General features: G+C 46.9%; 16 protein-coding genes. 1 reads left to right on the forward strand and 15 read right to left on the reverse strand.

The annotated features are described in order from the left end of the window. Positions 1–32: 32 nt before the first annotated feature. Positions 33–1,028: a sensor histidine kinase gene (locus V1225_RS12850; RefSeq protein ID WP_338546729.1), complete on the reverse strand. Its 996-nt coding sequence runs from the start codon at positions 1,026–1,028 to the stop codon at positions 33–35. Between the two features lie 2 nt (positions 1,029–1,030). Continuing rightward, positions 1,031–1,702, reverse strand: a complete 672-nt coding sequence (locus V1225_RS12855) for a response regulator transcription factor (RefSeq protein ID WP_161908995.1) — start codon at positions 1,700–1,702, stop codon at positions 1,031–1,033. Positions 1,703–2,004: 302 nt separating this feature from the next. On the opposite strand from V1225_RS12855, the gene V1225_RS12860 reads away from it, so the two are divergent. Further along, entirely contained in the window at positions 2,005–3,024 is a 1,020-nt protein-coding gene (locus tag V1225_RS12860; RefSeq protein WP_251613638.1) for an aldo/keto reductase, read from the forward strand. 32 nt (positions 3,025–3,056) lie between these two features. On the opposite strand, the gene citC is transcribed toward V1225_RS12860, so the two are convergent. The 13 genes from citC to V1225_RS12925 all read right to left on the reverse strand — a co-directional run bounded on the left by citC (position 3,057) and on the right by V1225_RS12925 (position 15,683). Continuing rightward, positions 3,057–4,073: a [citrate (pro-3S)-lyase] ligase gene (citC, locus tag V1225_RS12865; RefSeq protein WP_160200536.1), complete on the reverse strand. Its 1,017-nt coding sequence runs from the start codon at positions 4,071–4,073 to the stop codon at positions 3,057–3,059. A gap of 536 nt (positions 4,074–4,609) precedes the next feature. Beyond that, positions 4,610–6,022: a citrate lyase subunit alpha gene (gene citF, locus V1225_RS12870; RefSeq protein WP_338546733.1), complete on the reverse strand. Its 1,413-nt coding sequence runs from the start codon at positions 6,020–6,022 to the stop codon at positions 4,610–4,612. After that, positions 6,019–6,891, reverse strand: coding sequence for a CoA ester lyase (locus V1225_RS12875; RefSeq protein ID WP_202620424.1), 873 nt, complete (start codon positions 6,889–6,891; stop codon positions 6,019–6,021). Before V1225_RS12875 ends, citF begins: the two co-directional genes overlap by 4 nt. Further along, positions 6,892–7,164 (reverse strand): citrate lyase acyl carrier protein, encoded by a 273-nt coding sequence (gene citD, locus V1225_RS12880; RefSeq protein ID WP_201759497.1) that lies wholly within the window; start codon positions 7,162–7,164, stop codon positions 6,892–6,894. Then, entirely contained in the window at positions 7,161–8,171 is a 1,011-nt protein-coding gene (locus V1225_RS12885) for a triphosphoribosyl-dephospho-CoA synthase (protein ID WP_338548189.1), read from the reverse strand. The genes citD and V1225_RS12885 overlap by 4 nt, the downstream gene beginning before the upstream one ends. Continuing rightward, positions 8,125–9,372 carry a methylaspartate ammonia-lyase gene (locus tag V1225_RS12890; RefSeq protein WP_338546735.1) on the reverse strand — a complete coding sequence of 416 codons (1,248 nt, stop codon included), beginning with the start codon at positions 9,370–9,372 and terminating at the stop codon, positions 8,125–8,127. The genes V1225_RS12885 and V1225_RS12890 overlap by 47 nt, the downstream gene beginning before the upstream one ends. Positions 9,373–9,662: 290 nt before the next feature. Further along, positions 9,663–11,117 carry a methylaspartate mutase subunit E gene (locus tag V1225_RS12895; RefSeq protein ID WP_338546737.1) on the reverse strand — a complete coding sequence of 485 codons (1,455 nt, stop codon included), beginning with the start codon at positions 11,115–11,117 and terminating at the stop codon, positions 9,663–9,665. Beyond that, on the reverse strand, positions 11,101–12,495 hold the full coding sequence (gene glmL / locus V1225_RS12900) for a methylaspartate mutase accessory protein GlmL (protein ID WP_161909000.1): 1,395 nt from the start codon (positions 12,493–12,495) through the stop codon (positions 11,101–11,103). Before glmL ends, V1225_RS12895 begins: the two co-directional genes overlap by 17 nt. A 15-nt stretch (positions 12,496–12,510) precedes the next feature. Next, positions 12,511–12,927, reverse strand: a complete 417-nt coding sequence (gene glmS / locus V1225_RS12905) for a methylaspartate mutase subunit S (protein WP_160200542.1) — start codon at positions 12,925–12,927, stop codon at positions 12,511–12,513. 204 nt (positions 12,928–13,131) lie between these two features. Continuing rightward, positions 13,132–13,503 carry a HEPN domain-containing protein gene (locus V1225_RS12910; protein ID WP_161909001.1) on the reverse strand — a complete coding sequence of 124 codons (372 nt, stop codon included), beginning with the start codon at positions 13,501–13,503 and terminating at the stop codon, positions 13,132–13,134. Continuing rightward, positions 13,496–13,831, reverse strand: coding sequence for a nucleotidyltransferase domain-containing protein (locus V1225_RS12915; RefSeq protein WP_160200545.1), 336 nt, complete (start codon positions 13,829–13,831; stop codon positions 13,496–13,498). Before V1225_RS12915 ends, V1225_RS12910 begins: the two co-directional genes overlap by 8 nt. A gap of 110 nt (positions 13,832–13,941) precedes the next feature. Next, complete coding sequence (locus tag V1225_RS12920; protein WP_338546741.1) at positions 13,942–15,060, reverse strand: aldo/keto reductase; 1,119 nt, start codon at positions 15,058–15,060, stop codon at positions 13,942–13,944. A gap of 23 nt (positions 15,061–15,083) precedes the next feature. Then, on the reverse strand, positions 15,084–15,683 hold the full coding sequence (locus V1225_RS12925) for a TetR/AcrR family transcriptional regulator (RefSeq protein ID WP_338546743.1): 600 nt from the start codon (positions 15,681–15,683) through the stop codon (positions 15,084–15,086). Positions 15,684–15,688: the final 5 nt, after the last annotated feature.

Here is a 15,688-nt window from a genome sequence, read left to right on the forward strand (position 1 = left end):
AACATAAGTCCTATACATTCCCTTACAATCCTTTATTCAAATCTTACATTTTCGTAAGTCCCAAGCCCCAGCTTCACCTTCGTGCCCTTGCCCACCTGCGATTCGATGGTCATAGTGTGTCCCAGCTTATTCATAATCATCCTGCAAAGATAAAGCCCTATACCCGTTGACTTCTTATCCTTGCGTCCAGTATAGCCAGTATATCCTTTATCAAATATCCGCGGCAGATCTTCCTCCTGGATACCGATTCCCGTATCCTCAATCACAAGCGTACAAGGCAGCACCTTGTCCATATAAATAGAAATTTTTCCGGACGGTGTATATTTCAGCGCATTGGAAAGCACCTGCTCCAGCACAAAGGAAAGCCACTTTTCATCGGAAATCGTCTTTGCATCGACTCCCTGATAATCCAGAGATATCTTTTTCTTAATAAAGATTGTAGAATATTTTTTTACTACTTCACGGATAATCCTGTCAAGATCTTGCCGTTCAATGCGAAAGTCCGTGCTATCCGCACCCAGCCGCAAATACTGCAGCACCATCTCCACGTACTGTTCCACCTTAAACAGTTCCATAACAAGCTGATCTCTGCACACTCCAGGCATTTCACTCTGCAGCAGTAAATCCATAGCAGCAATCGGCGTTTTAATCTGGTGCGCCCACAGCGTATAGTACTCAATCATATCGCTCATAGCCTTGTCTCTTTCCGACACCGCCGCCGAAGTCGTTGCATACAGGGATTTGATAATTTTCAGATATTCTTCTTCAATGGCATTGGCAGGCATTGGCAGCTGCTCCGGTCCAAACTGGATTCTCGCCCTGATATCCTGCAAAACTTCCTGCCTCTGCCGAAATCTTGCATAGCTGTAAATCATGAACACTAAGGCAAAAAACAGACAAAGCACAATCGCATAGATGAGGGCGTCAAAAGGCATCCCAAAGAGAAATGCCACCAGACAAAATATCCCCAGATACACCAAAAACAGCAGCGCCGTCTTACATTTGCTTCTAATATATTTTCCAATCATAATTATTCTACCAGATATCCCATACCTTTCTTCGTCTTAATAAAATCATTCAGTCCGCTGGCCTCCAGCTTTCTGCGAAGTCTTGCCACATTGACAGTAAGTGTATTCTCATCTACAAAACTGTCGGTCTCCCAAAGCCGCTCCATCATATCATCTCTGCTGACGACATTTCCTTTTCGCTCCAGCAGAATCTGCAAAATGCGAAACTCGTTTTTGGTCAAGTCGATCTTTTCTCCCTCATAGGTTAAGCTTGCATCCCCCATATTCAGCACCGCACCCATGTGAGTCAAAACAGGGCTTTGCACACCGAAATCATAGGTTCTGCGAAGCAGCGCCTGCACCTTTGCAGTCAGCACCGCAAGGTCGAAAGGTTTTGCAATAAAATCATCTCCACCCATATTCATAGCCATGACGATATTCATATTATCTGATGCCGAGGAAATAAAGATGATTGGAACCTTGGAAACCGCCCTAATCTGGGTGCACCAATAATAGCCGTTAAAAAAGGGCAGCCCGATATCAAGCAGAACCAAATCCGGTTCAAAGCTTTCGAATTCTCCCATCACATCCTTAAAATTTTCCACACAGTGGGCGCTGCAATTCCATGTTTCTATATGATGGGCGATAGATTTTGCAATCACCACGTCGTCTTCTACAATGAGTATTTTGTGCATGTTCTCTTCCCCCTTTTTTGATTCTATTTTACCATTCTTCTTTTTTCTTTGCAAGAAAAGGAAACGCACGGGGGAGCAGTGTACGGACGCCCTGCTACGCTTCTCTTAAAAGACGGGCACAGGGTATATCTTTAACCCAAATCTCGATTTTCTGTAAAAAAGTCGATTTTAGGTTAAGACGCCGCGCTGAAATGGCGGTCGAAATGACGCCGGTCATCAGAAAGATAGTATAAACAAACCCGCCAATTGATGGTATAATACTTCCATAGAATGCTTTTAGAAAAAGATTGAGGTGATATTTTATGACACAAATCAGACTTGGAAAAACAGAAATTATTACAAATAAAAACGGATTCGGCGCACTGCCGATTCAGAGAATTTCTTATGAAGAAGCTGATGCTTTGATTATGAAGGCTTACGAGGCAGGTATCACTTTCTTTGATACTGCCAGATTTTATACTGACAGTGAAGCTAAACTGGGAAAAGCGCTGAGCGAGCGGGGACTTCGTCAGAAAGTCTACATCGCCAGCAAAACCATGTGCAATAGCACTGAAGAATTTTGGTCGCAGCTTGAAACCACCCTCACTAATCTGCAGACCGATTATCTGGATCTCTATCAGTTTCACAATCCCGCTTTCTGTCCAAAACCTGGCGATGGCACAGGGCTTTACGAGGCAATGTTGGAGGCTAAAGCCCAAGGGAAAGTTCGCCACATCGGCATTACCAATCACAGGCTGGCTGTGGCTCACGAAGCCATCGAATCCGGGCTTTACGAAACACTGCAGTTTCCGTTCAGTTACCTTGCCAGCAAAGAAGAAGTCCAGCTGGTAGAAAAATGCAAAGAAGCGGATATGGGATTTATCGCTATGAAAGCTATGGGCGGCGGGCTGATTACCCGCGCAGACGCCTCTTATGCGTTCTGTGCGCAGTACGAAAATGTACTTCCAATCTGGGGTGTACAAAGGCAGGAGGAACTGCAACAGTTTCTGGACTGTGAGAAAAATCCGCCGCAGATGGATGCTGCCATGAAGGATTTTATTGCGCAGGAGCGAGCAGAACTTGCAGGTGATTTCTGCCGCGGCTGCGGCTACTGCATGCCTTGTCCTGCAGGCATTAAAATCAACGACTGCGCCCGTATGTCACTGATGATTCGCCGCGCGCCGACAGGTATCTACATGGATCAAGCTCATCAGGAGGATATGGAACAGATTGCAGAGTGTCTTCACTGCAATCAGTGTAAAGAACGCTGTCCTTACGGACTGGATACACCGGCATTACTTGAAAAGAATCTAAAGGATTATCGGGAGCAATTGAAGAAATAATTACAAAAATGACCGCATGCTATCAAATTATGCTAGCTGCGGTCATTTTCTGTATTTAGTTCTCTTTGCAGATATTTTAAGGTCGTTTCTGGCAGCAACTGCGCAAGTTCTTTGCTTTCTGCGCCTTCGCTCTTCAAAAGTGCTCTGACTCTGCTGGCACTGATGGCCTCTCCACCCGCGGTCAGGCGAGGAATTTCTTCCACGCTGATTCCTGCTTTAGGCAGTCTTTTTTTCAGAGTTTCATTGTAGATTTCTGTCACCGGAGAAAAAGGCTCTGTCCCCAGAAAACGCACCGATACGCCCAGCGCCGGAGCGATATATTCTGCGAACAGCTCTGCATCTATGGCAGCATGTGCAAAAGCCAGATTTTCTTCCTTCGTAAAATAACTGGGAAAAGTCAGGCTAGATACCGCATAGCGGCCGCCGGGTATTACGGTCACATTCCTTAAATCTGCTGTTCCTGCCTTTACCATGGCAAAACGATCCGCAAAGGAAAACTGCGAAACATCTTCTTCTACTACTAAAAGAAATACATGGCTGCAGGCTGAGGCAGCTTTCTCCACCAGATAACGATGCCCCCTCGTAAACGGATTACAGTTCATCACCAGCGCACCGACAAAAAATGCATCGTCGAAGGCAGCGGATGCCTCTTGTCTGTAAGTTTTCAATTTTTCTACATACTGCGCAATCCCTGCCTCGCCCCATTCCAGCAACGCCGCATAGGGTCTTGCCGTTGCTGCAAGGCGAAATCCAAGACCAGTAAACTGCATTACTTTTTCTGGTTTGGTGAAAAGATACAGGCTGCGGAGCCCCTGCTCTGCGGCTTTCTGCGCCAGATGGGTTATCACCTTAGCAGTTAAATCTTCACCTTGAAATTCAGGATGGACAGCGATACCCTGAATCATATCACCCTTGAGACTGCCGCAGGCGACCAGCCTGTCATGGAAAAATATCCCAGCAGTATAGTCCACCGCTTGGGGCAGTGTAAGTCCGCAAAGGGAAAGCAGGCTTTCCGCCTGTTCTATGTTGACGGTTTCAATATAAAACATGGTTCTCATTCCGTTCCATTTTTGTGAATTTTGCAGAAAACTGTCAGCTCATTGCCGGTCGACAGCTTTCGTAATAGGAAAATTATGTAATCCCACTTTTGAGTAGGGCATTTGCACAACCTTTGGGGATTGCATGCGACCAGGTTGTGCAGATGCATCTAAAGCAGGAGGGTTTGCACAACTGCGGACTAATCTGCGCTGAGAAAGCTGTGCAGAGTTGTGCAGATTAGACTGTTTACAGACAACTTAGCAAAACCCAAAACAGTCTTTCGCTGTAAAAGTTGTACAGACAGTTCTTCTATAGAAGGATTTGCACAACCGCCAAGTAAGTGACGGTGAAAAAGTTGTGCAAGCAAACCCTATTACCACTTCTGATGCACAACTTTTGGGAATCGCATGCGACCGGATTGTGCAGATTTGTCTAAATCAGGAGGGTTTGCACAACTGCGGACTAATCCGCATTGAGGAAGTTGTGCAAATCAGATTATATCCAATATCTATGCAAAAGCCCGCCTCTGCAAACAATAGTGCACTTTCTATTTCACCGGCACGTTATAAATGGTATCCAGCAGCGTTCCATCTCGATATAAAATCTTCGCTACTTCCTTGTCACCAAGTGTCGGTTTCTTTGCTTTTCCGCTCCGCTTTTCAGCTGCATCCCGCAATTCTCTGATATCTACTACCGGAAGTCCACTTTCCGCAAACCTCTTAGAAAGCTCCGGACGCAGCGGATTTACTGCGATGCCACGCTGGGTTACCAGCACATCGACTGTGGAGCCCGGTGTGGATTTGCAGAGAACCTCGTCCACTACGATTGGCAGACGGGCACGGGAAAGAGGCGCAACAATCATGGACATCTTTGCGCCGGCAGCTGTGTCACTGTGGCCGCCGCTGCCGCCCATGATATAGCCATTGGAATCGGTATGAACGTTGACATTAAAATTAGTGTCGATTTCAGTTGCACCTAAAATTACCACATCCAAGCTGTCAACAGCGCTGCTAGCAGCAGAAGGACTTGCATAGTGAGATGCGCTCACCTCCCTATGATTTGGATTGGTTCTGATGGACTCCACCGCACCAAGGTCAAAGCACTGCACATCCAGCAGAGCTTTGAAGCAACCGCTTTTCATCATATCTACCATGTAACTGGTGATTCCCCCAAGACCGTAGCTGCCTTTGATACCGCGGGCAAGCATGATGTCCTGCAGGTATTTTGCAGCTGCAAGGGAGGCACCGCCTGCACCGGTCTGGAAAGAAAATCCATCGACCAGAAGACCGGATGCTTCAATGGCTCTTGCCGCGTAATCGGCAATCACAAGCCCTACCGGGTCTTTTGTGATTTTGGTTGTGCCAGAGACGATGCCTGATGGCTCTCCAATCTTGTCGACACAAACCACATAATCGATGTAATCCTCCGCAATGGAAAAATCCGTCAAAGGATAGTCTACCAGATTATCTGTAATTACCACAGAAGTTTTCGCATACATCGCATCCGCAAAAGCATAGCCCAAGGAACCGCAGGCGGATTTTCCGTACTTACCTGTGCAGTTGCCCATAGGGTCTGCGGTCGGCGCCGCGATAAATGCCACGTCGATAGGCGACACACCGCTGATAATGTCAGAAGGTCTGCCTCCGTGGGTTCTGAAAATCACCGGCTTATCCAAGATCCCTTCGCTGACAGCCCTGCCCACAACGCCGCCCATATAGTCTGTTTCAATGCCGGTAATTACACCGTCTCTAATGTATTCGATAAAAGGCGCATGGGTATCAAAAATCGAGCTGATGTTGACATTCAAATCCCGGATGCCAAGCTCACTGATGACATCCAGCACCATCACTGCTACCATGTCGCCATTGCGCAGGTGATGATGAAAGGAAATCGTCATGCCGTCAGAAAGTCCCGAAAGTTTAATCGCCTCTTTCAAATCTTTTACTAATTTTGTTTTCATTTTACAGGACCTCCCTTCATTGCCTCTGCCGCCGCAAGGACCTGTCTTGCCCTAGCTACAATCGGTGCATCAATCATCTTGCCCCGCAGAGATACCACGCCTTTACCCTCGGCTTTTCCCTTTTCGATTGCCTCAAAGACATCACGGGCGTAGCGGATTTCTTCCTCTGTCGGACTAAAAATCTCATTGATAAAGCGCACGTGGCGCGGTGAAATAGAGGACTTTCCAGAAAATCCAAGGCTCTTTGCAAATTTCGCGTCGGCAATGAGACCTTCGTAATCTTCCACATCAGTCCAAGGTGTATCGTAAACGTCGATTCCTGCAGCCCGTGCCGCCATAACCATACGAGAGCGAGCATATAAAATTTCTGTTCCTTCCTTGGTACGCTTGCACTGTAAATCTGCAGTCAAGTCTTCTCCTCCAAGGAAAATCGCCGCAACTCTGGAATCTGCCGTTGCAATTTCAAAAGATTTTTCCACACCCAAAGCTGTTTCAATCAACGGAATCAGCTTAATTGTGCCAACTTCCATACCGCTGGTCTTTTCCACCTTGGCGATTGCGTCAGAGATGGTCTTTACATCATCTGCGCTGCTGACCTTGGTCGGCATAATCATGTCCGGTTTGACGGGTACGATGGCATCAAGATCCTTTTCCCAGTAAGGACTGTCGATTGGATTGATTCTAACGATGACTTCTTTTGTAAAATCAAGAGAACGGATTGCGTTTCTCACCAAAATTCTTGCAGAATCCTTTTCGGTCTGGGCAACTGCGTCCTCAAGGTCCAAAATCACGCTGTCAGAGCCGAGAAAATCTGCATTGAGCAGCATATTTGCACTGTTTCCCGGAAAAAATAGCATACTTCTTCTCATTTACTGCTCTCCTTTCCCGCGGCATATTGCCGTTTCAACTCTTGCACGAATCGTGCAGTCCACCGCACCTCTGTCACTGGCGGTGACCTTTACGTCGGTTTCTCCCAGTTCCTCCAGGGTCTGTCTGATGACTGCCTCGATTTCAGCGCCAAACTGCTCGTAAACCACAGATGTTACTGAAAGCACAACGCCGCTGCCAGAAGGCAAGGGTGCAATTTCTACATAAATATCGCTGGATTCAAGGGTTCCAGCGCACGCATTTGTTTTAATCATAGCGATACCTCATCAAAAATCATATATAACATGGTGCAAAACGCCAGCAAATCCGCACTGCCGCCAGGACTTAAATTTCGCTGGACACATGCGCGGTCAAACTCTCTCACCATGTCTAAACTTTTTTCACTCTTCCAATCTGCCTTTCGCAAAATCTCACCTGCTTTCTTCTGCATAAAAGCGAGACCTTCGGCGCCGCCTCTGTAGACTGCATTGCTGTCTTCTGCCCGCTCTATCAGCGCCAGCAAGGCTTTTACCAGTGCTGTTTCCTTCACCAGACCCTCGTAGAGGGCGCTTCTGAGAACAGGCAATCCTACCTGAAATGCAGTAGCAAATCCGGAGCTAGCCTCCGCCCGCACGCCGCCGCAGGCGGCGTGACCACGGGCGTGCAGCCCGTGGGTTGCTGCGGCAGTATCCTGCCGCAGCAGGGCGGCTGAAAGCTGGGCGCAAAGCGCCTGTAATTCAGCTTCTTTTAGGCCTGCCTGCGCCTTTGGCACCTGAACTGCAGTATGCGTTCCCTTTGTTACTTTAGCTAAAAGCATGCCAAGCGCGCAGCACAAAATCCCCATAGAGAAAATAGCCCCTTTGTGGGTATTGACCCCTTTTGTCGCCGCATACATGGCGGTTTCTCCACATCTGCCGATACGGCGTAATACAGGAACCAACTGCGCCGGACTTTTTTTGTATCCGTCAATGCCGGCTTTGGCACAGGCTGTAAAGCAAGGAAACAGCGCTGCGCTGCTTGCCAGAAACAGCGGATAGTCCATGTCGTCATGGGCTCCGCTGTTTTCTCTGTCTACAAGTCCCGGCTTTGGTGTCACCGCTGCCTCAATTCGCAGGGCGGTCACCGCCAGTTCTCCAATTTGTTCTGCTGTAAGCAGCGATAGCGCCGACTGCCCCTTCGCGTCCCACAGGTCTACGTCGCTAATTAGTTCTGTGATCAGTCCATCTTCTATCACATTACGCATTTTTTGCTGACAGTTGTGCAAGGATTCTCTGCATTTCATTGTACACAATCATGTATCCTTCGTCTACGCCCATGCCTGGTTTTGCCAGAATCTGATCAGGCTGGGTTGCCATAGCCAGGTTGACGCAAACCTGCGCAGAGCGGTCTGTTTCGTTGCAGGTGCCGCCCTGGTAAGCGCCGATTCCTTTTTCTTTGCAGTAGATAACTGCTTCTACGATATTGTTGATTCCGCCAAGGTCTGGGGTCTTAATCTGTACCATGTGACCTGCCTTGTTATCAGCGAAATATTTGATGTCATCTAAAGTGTTGCACCATTCGTCTGCTACCAGTTCCACGTCGATTCCGCGGCGATCAACCTCTGCAGTCAGCGCTGCCAGCGCTTTCATCTGGGCTTCTCTCTCTTCTGCGTCCATCGGGCCTTCGATACGCAGCTTGAAAGGTTTTGCTGCCTCTACTAAAGTAGCGATATAGTCTGCCATCACTTCATAATTGTTGACACCGAATGCCATACCGATAGTACCATACACGTCGATATGCAGCACCGGCAGATAGTCCTCATCATGACGGAGGGCGATAATTCTGTCTCTCAGCCATTTTACATATTCCAGTAAAATGCTGCCGTCTTTTCCCAGTTTTGTATCTACGTTGTTAATCAGAGCGTGAGGTAGAACGTCAGCACCCTTCATAATCATCTTATCGGAGTTATCGTAACGGTTATCGCCGGACTGAGTGAAGATTGGAATCTGGCGATATTCCGGCGTGAGACCGTATTCGTCTGCGATAACTTCACACATCAGCAGCTTCTTTGCCTTTGCCACTGCGTCCAGCACCGCCTGGGTCACACCGTAGCGAATGGCAGTGTGCAGACGCTTGCCATCCACTTCTACGGCTTCTACTTCCGCTGCCAAAGTGCGGAAAGAATCCAGTTCTTTCCCTTCCAGCACTGGCGCTACATGTTCCATGATAACAGGAATAAAGTCTTCTGCAAGGAACAGCGGATCTCTTCCGCCTGCTCCGCTGTACTGTACAGCTGCACAGTCACCGTAGGCAACCTGACCATCTTCCAAAACCACCATAACAGAAATGGATTCACCAGCCTGTCTTACTGCCTTAAAGCCGTCAGTTACCGGCTCTCCGATATATGCAGAACCATCAGATTTTGCACCTTTTTTAATCGCTCTCTGGTCGTCAAAGAAGAATCCGGTTCTTCCGCCAGAACAAATTATTTTTTTAATTTTCATTTCAATTCCCTCGTCTATATTTCAAACTACCATTTACACAATTTTCTGCGCTGACATATTTCCAAAAAAACTGCATTTTTGTCAGTCTTTTTGCGATTTTTACCGCAAAAACATGAATTTTTCTGTCTGAACACTGACAAACCAGACAAAATCCAAAGAAAATGTCAGTTTTGTCAGCATTTTTCCCAAAACTGCTGACAGATTAGACAAAAAACCGATTTTTTGTCAATTTTGTCAACGTTCGCCCGTTTTTTCGCCTAGCATCACCAACGCCCACCAACGGCTCTCGATTATTTCCAAGGTCTGCCGACCAGTTTTCCTTTACTGATGGAGTAAACATCGTCGATTACCATCTGGAAAGAAGCATCTCTCTTTTCTGCCTGTGCACGTTCTTCAATTTTTTCTCTGTTGAAATCGATCAACTCTTTGGAAAGCGGCACATTGGCAGCATTTAAGATACGAATTGCGCCGTCATTGTCCCTTGCCGGCAGCATTTTTCCTGCGTTTAGTTTGCTCGGTGCAAACGGAATATCTAAAACACCTGCCTGGAATGCTCTAACAGTGCCCACTGCCAAATCGCCTTCGCCCAGTTCAAAGCACTTATCTACAATACAGCGGGTTTCTGCGGAAATAATCATCATTTCATTTACAACATGGCTGGTGTTGGAAAGCTGCTGGTCGCAGAGCATGTTGATCATCTGTTTAGTGCAGCGCAGTCCCTGTGCGTTTGCTTCCTTGGTCGGAACGCCGATTGCTTCGTGCGGTGTCTTTACGATAACTTTTGTTGCCTTTGACAGCGCTGCGATGGCGCTGCCCCAGGAAATAACGGAAAACGCCTGAGCTTCGTCCTGCGGGAAACCGCCCATCCACTGATGTAAAACAGTCGTTACTTCTACATCATTATAACCGTATCTCTTAAGGTATTCTTCAGTCAGACTGCCAAGGGAACGGATGGCTGCAACGTCCTGCACCAGATTGCCGCACTGACCGTAGCCGACTGTTATGTTCTTTACCCCCTGTTCAGCAGCCAGCAAACTCTCGATGATGGCTACAGAATGGGAAATGCAAGGCGGAACCAGAGTACCGGTAAGTGGTCCGTATGGCTCTCTGTTAATGCTGACGCCAGCTTCTTCATAAATACCGGTCAGTCTGTCGCAGTACTGCCAGTCCCTGATGGTTTTTTCCAGGCTGACATTTTTTGCATAAGGAATATTATAGGAAATACCGCCGCCTTCATAGCTTGTGAAACCGCCAGCGTAGGAGATTTCCGTCAGAAGTCTTGCGTCAGGTGTGCCGTGACGCACCTGTACCGGTGTGTTCAGTTCATTGATAATGGAGCGGCATGCATCTACACCGTGGTTTACGATGGGAAGACCGTTGAGCATGGACTTGCTCTCTCTAACCGATTCCTGAATGCCCACTTCCGCTTCTTTGTAGCGATTCTGTCTTGTATAGCTGTCTACTGTAGTCGGCAGCAGGTCTGCGCCACCCTTGTCCTGCAGATAAGTTAAAAGGTCGATATGCTCCTGTACCAGAGCAACACCGGCTCTCGGCTGTACTAAAGTCTTGCCTTCTTTCTTTGCCTTTACCAGCTTCTTTCCAAAGTTTTTGTTCTCCGGCAGGCTCTGATGAAAGTCTACTGCCTTCTCAAAATTTACATCTGCGCCGGTCGGCCACTGGGTCAAAATTTCTTTCTGAATTCCATAGAATTCGTCGTTTGTCAGTTTCTTATTTTTCAATTCCATAGGATATCAACTCCTTTTTCATGATTCTTAGTGCTGTATCCGGCGCATGTTTGGCGAGAAGGCCCATGGCCGATAAAATATATGCTTTGTCCAGCAGGATTTCCGCCTGCCTCGGTTTTAAGGATGCGGCTTCTGCCACATCGTAAAGCACCCCTCTTGCGATTTTCTCTATATTCTTTGCGTGAATGAGAGATCCGCCCGTGATAACCGCTTTTTCTACAGCTGTCAGGTCTTTACCTTCCTGCAGCCATGTTTCACCAACCGGCGTATAAACTTTTTCCACGCGTCCTGCATGGCGGGTCATACCCACCTTGACTGCCAAAGACGCCAGCGCAAAATCCAGCGCCGCAAGTTCTTCATTTTCAGGCAGTGTATCTGTTTTATCTGTAATCAGAGTAAGCAGCTGCTGCGCCCTCTCTGTAGACAACCCCGAAAGCCGGGAAACTGCGCCTATTCCGGCAGCTTCTACAATGCCTGCTGCACTGTAGCGCATACCGATATCCCCTTCCACGGTTCGCTTTGCATAAGGCTCAGGCAATCCTTTGATGACCGTATTGACACCGCTTGGCTCGCCCAGACTCATGGAGTAAACGTCTGTGGTAGCGCCGCCTACATCTACGGCAACCAAATCTCCCAGTCCTGGCTCCTTATCTGTGCCCTTTGCCAATAGCTCCATAGCGGAAAGCACCGCCGCCGGTGTCGGCATCATAATGCCCGAAATCAGCTGACTGGCTTTAGAAAGTCCTTTTGCCTTGATGATTCTGTCAAGGAAAATTTCCCGAATGCAGTTTTGTGCCGGCTCGATGTTCAGTTCCCCAAACCGCGGCATCACGTTTTCTGTTACGATTACCTGCTTTCCGGCTTCCTCTAAAATCTTTCTGCAAGCACCTGCTGCATTGCGATTGCCCGCAACGACGATTGGAAATTCTGCGGAAATTCCTGCCAGCATCTGTGCATTTTCTATAATGGTGTCCTTATTGCCGCCGTCAGTACCTCCCGTTAAAAGGAAGATGTCAGGTTTCAGATTTTCGATTTCTTCTGCGTCCTCTTCGGTCAGCTGATAGGAATAAACCTTCATGACCTTCGCCCCTGCCCCAAGAGACGCCATCTTTGCTGCCTCGGCAGTCAATTCCGGCACCAATCCGCAGCTGATCATTTTCAGACCGCCAGCGGCACTGGAGCAAGCATACCTTGCATCAAAATCCACCGGACCGATTTTTTCCTCTAAAAGTGCCAGCGCATTTGCCAGTCCTTCATTAATATCGGTTTTTACAGTGGTGTAGCTTGCCGCTGTTGCGCAAAGCCGCTCTTCTGCAAGGTCCACGGCAGTTACCTTAGTATAGGTGCTGCCGAAATCTATTAATAGTATGTTCTTCATGACTTCACCGACCCATTACAGCCCCAAGTCCTCCTTCAGACACGAAATGGTGTCTTCCGGTGCTGTTCCCGGTCCAAATACCCGGTTAAAGCCCATTTTCTTAAATCTTGCTTCCACTTCGTCAAAAGGCTGCTTGCCGACTACGATATTGCCGCCTACATAGAGCAGAATATCAGAAAGACCTGCTTCGCTGCACTTTTCTCTAAGACCGCGGCAATCAAGCTCACCGTGACCGTAAAGGGAAGATACCATGATAGCATCTGCATCAGTTTCTACTGCTGCAGCAATGTATTCTTCCTGGGATACCATGACGCCCAAATTAGTCACATCAAACCCCGCTTCTTCAAAGGCGTGATTCAATATCTGGATCCCTACTGCATGAACATCTGCGCCAATGACGCCGATGACTAACTTCTTTTTGTTTTCTTCCATGATTCACCTCGAAATTCAAAATCGATAAATGTATTACATCTTTATAGTACATTGTTATATCTCATTTGTCTACAACCAGATTGTTTTTTTTTGGCACTTCTTATTCAATATGCATTTTGTGAAAAATTTGCACGAAAAAACAGACCCTATTCGGGTCTGCGTCATAGTCATTTCACTATAAATTTTGTGACTTTATATATGCCTCTATTGCATGAAAAAAACTTCCGCCTCGTCTACCTGACGCTTTACATCTTCCTTTTCAATCACAAAGAAATCCTCATAATCACTCTCTGTTCTTAAAGAAAATGCGCTCTTAATAATATTAGAGAGCTGCTTTTCAAATACACCCGTCTTTATATATCTCATTTGAAAATTGGAAATCACTCCTGAATGTTTGCGGAAATCCAACCCATCTAAAGCAAGTACTGCACGTGCTGCATGAAAAATTACATAATAAGAACGATTTGCTGCAGTATCATACATCCCCATTTCCAGAGTTCGCCTAGCGTCAGTCAAATACCGTTCAGCCTTTGACAATCTGTATAAGCATAAGTCCTTTTGCTCCTCACTATACAATACTGATTCCCTCCTTTATTACATTCTGAAAAAAAGGCAAAGAATCAGAATAGCGATGAAAGGTTTCTGTATCCTGCAGCTTAATCGAAAGCAGTACGCCATACTGCAAGTCAAGTTCCGAAGACAAGTCACTGACTTCTCTCCTGTAAGCCGCCAGCTCATTTTTTGAAAGATCCACAAGTGCCAGAATATCCAAATCTGACTCTTCATCATTATCCCCTCTAGCATAAGAACCATAAAGCCAAATATGATTTAGTTTGTTCCCAAAAATATGGCACAGTGCGCTGCGAAGCTCTTCTAAAATATGATTCAGTTCCAGGATTCTCACTTGCACCACCTCCTTGCTTATTTATCCCTATTATACTATTTCCATTATAGAAAATCCATACAAAATTATAAAGAGCTGCAGGCATCTTTTACCTACAGCTGCTTTAATTCTTATAACAACTCTTCCGTTACCTTTTTCAACTCTTCTCTAATTGCGATGTGCTGCGGACATGCTTCCTCACATTTACCGCAACCGATACATTCCTTCGCCTGTTTCAGACCGTGACCGGAAACCAGCCAGCTTTCCTGATGCTGCGCCATGGCTTTGTCCCGATAAAGGGTCAGGTAGTTCATGGCAGTAAAGGATCCGGAGATGCCAATCTGCATCGGGCAGACCTTTGCGCAATAATTACAGACAGTACACGGAATCATCGGTATCCTTGCCAGTTCCTCCTGCGCATTTTTCAGCGTTTCTCTCTGCTCTGCAGTAAGTCCTGTAAATTCCCTCATGTAGGACAGATTATCTTCCATCTGCGCTACATTGCTCATGCCGGAAAGTACTGTCATCACCCCGTCTAAATCAGCCGCAAAGCGAACTGCCCACGAAGCAACCGATGAATCCGGTTCTGCTTCTTTAAAAATCTTAACGACAGATTCCGGCGGTGTTGCCAACATGCCCCCTTTTACTGGTTCCATAACGATAACCGGCTTGCCGTGTTTTTTTGCCACTTCGTAACAGCCTCTGGACTGTACAGTCGGATTTTCCCAATCCGCATAGTTAATCTGCAGCTGCACAAACTCCATCTCCGGATGGGCTGTCAGAATTTCTTCCAGTTCCTCCGGGGTAGAATGAAAAGAAAATCCGACATGCTTAATCAGTCCCGCCTTTTTCTTTTCCTGCACCCAGTTCCACATATCATACTCGTCGAAATAACGGCTTCTGCCCTCTCCCAAATTGTGCAGCAAATAAAAATCGAAATATCCTGCGCCTGTCTGTTTCAAAGAAACCTCAAACTGTTCATAGGCTTCTTCCTTGGTCTTGCAATTAATCCATGCTGCATTCTTTGTGGCTAGCTGAAAGCTTTCCCGTGGATATCTTTCAACCAGCGCCTTGCGAATCGCATCTTCCGAACCAGCATAAGCCCAGGCTGTATCAAAATATGTAAATCCCGCTTCCATAAACAAATCGACCATTTTACTGGTTTCCTCTACATCGATGACGCCGTCCTTCTGCGGCAGTCTCATCAATCCGAATCCCAGCTTCTTAATGTCTTTCCCAAGGTCATTCATCACATTTCCTCCTTTTTGTTGAATTAAAGTGCGTACGCTTTGAAAATCTCTGGCAGACAGGTCTCGCAAAATTCTTCTGTGCGCGCTCTCAGACTGTAGCTGCCGTCACTTACACTCCAGCAGAACATCTGCCCGTAAAGTATATCCGCCAAAGTATGGGTTAAAACTTCTGCCGGCGTATCTTTTGCCAGATTTCCTTCTTCTACCCCTGCCTGAATCAATCGGCTGATCGAATCCAGATCAAACTTGAGCTTTCCACGGGGACCTGTCTCCTCCGAAGAAGAAATATCAGACAAACTTCTGATCCACTCCTGAGAAAGCTTATATCCGCTGTCTTCAATATATGCCGAAAAATGCACCATATAATAGATGATTTTTTCTATGAAAGTATCCTGCAGGCTCATGGCCTTATCCAAAACCTCGCTGAAAGCACCATATCCAAGCGCAAATACAATATCCTCTTTCTTCTTAAAATAAGTATAAAAGGTGCCCTTCGAAACACCTGCCAGTGCAGTGATCTCGTCAACTGTCGCCTGAGAAAGTCCTTTCTCTGCGATAATTTTGCTGCCTGCATCCAGCAGTTTTTTCTTTGTTGCAAGGGCAGCAATCTGTCTGCTCGTCATAAGCG

Source organism: Emergencia sp. JLR.KK010 (assembly GCF_037018265.1).
GTDB lineage: Bacteria > Bacillota > Clostridia > Peptostreptococcales > Anaerovoracaceae > Senimuribacter > Senimuribacter intestinalis.